Origin of the sequence: Primorskyibacter flagellatus, from assembly GCF_900176485.1 — a bacterium.
In the GTDB taxonomy this organism is placed as follows: Bacteria; Pseudomonadota; Alphaproteobacteria; order Rhodobacterales; family Rhodobacteraceae; genus Primorskyibacter; species Primorskyibacter flagellatus.
Genome location: NZ_FWYD01000068.1, coordinates 1 through 1,235 on the forward strand (window position 1 = coordinate 1; position 1,235 = coordinate 1,235).

The window sequence follows — 1,235 nt, forward strand, 5'->3', positions numbered from 1 at the left end:
ACTGGATTTTTCACTGAACCGCTTGCTGATCGTGACGCGGATGTTTTTGCCGCGATCACGGGCGAGCTTGGCCGCCAGCGCGACGAGATCGAGCTGATCGCCTCGGAGAACATCGTCAGTCGGGCGGTGATGCAGGCGCAGGGCTCTGTGCTGACCAACAAATACGCCGAAGGCTATCCGGGCCGGCGCTATTACGGCGGCTGTGACTGGGTCGATGTGGCCGAGAACCTCGCCATCGACCGCGCCCGCCAGCTGTTTGGCTGCGACTTTGCGAATGTGCAGCCCAATTCCGGCAGCCAGGCCAACCAGGGTGTGTTTCAGGCGCTGATCAAACCCGGCGATACCATCCTGGGCATGAGTCTGGACGCGGGCGGTCACCTGACCCACGGCGCGCGGCCCAACCAGTCTGGCAAGTGGTTCAACTCGGTCCAATACGGCGTCCGGGAACAGGACAATATGCTGGATTACGATCAGGTTGCGGCGCTGGCGGCGGAACATAAGCCCAAGCTGCTGATCGCCGGCGGGTCGGCCATCCCGCGCCAGATCGACTTTGCCCGGATGCGCGAAATCGCCGACAGCGTGGGCGCATATCTGCTGGTCGACATGGCGCATTTTGCCGGTCTGGTGGCGGCGGGCGAACATCCCAGCCCTTTCCCGCATGCGCATGTCGCCACCACGACGACGCATAAAACCCTGCGCGGGCCCCGCGGCGGCATGATCCTGACCAATGACGAGGATATCGCCAAAAAGGTCAACTCGGCGATCTTCCCCGGCATCCAGGGCGGCCCGCTGATGCATGTGATCGCGGCCAAGGCCGTGGCCTTTGGCGAGGCGCTGGACCCGTCGTTCAAGACCTATGCCAAACAGGTCATCGCCAACGCGCAGGCGCTGAGCGACCAGCTGATCAAGGGCGGGCTGGACACGGTCACCCACGGCACCGACACGCATGTGGTGCTGGTCGACCTGCGGCCCAAAGGCGTGAAAGGCAACGCCACGGAAAAGGCCCTGGGGCGGGCGCATATCACCTGCAACAAGAACGGCGTGCCATTCGATCCCGAAAAGCCGACCGTGACCAGCGGCATCCGGCTGGGCAGTCCCGCCGGCACCACGCGCGGCTTCGGCGAGGCCGAATTCCGCCAGATCGCCGACTGGATCATCGAGGTGGTCGACGGCCTCGCAGCCAATGGCGAAGACGGCAACACAGAGGTCGAAGCCAAGGTCCGGGCCGAAGTCGA

At 64.3% G+C, this 1,235-nt stretch carries 1 protein-coding gene; it reads left to right on the forward strand.

The annotated features are described in order from the left end of the window. On the forward strand, nucleotides 1-1,235 hold a 1,235-nt coding region (gene glyA, locus B8991_RS20960; protein WP_143514710.1), incomplete at both ends, for a serine hydroxymethyltransferase.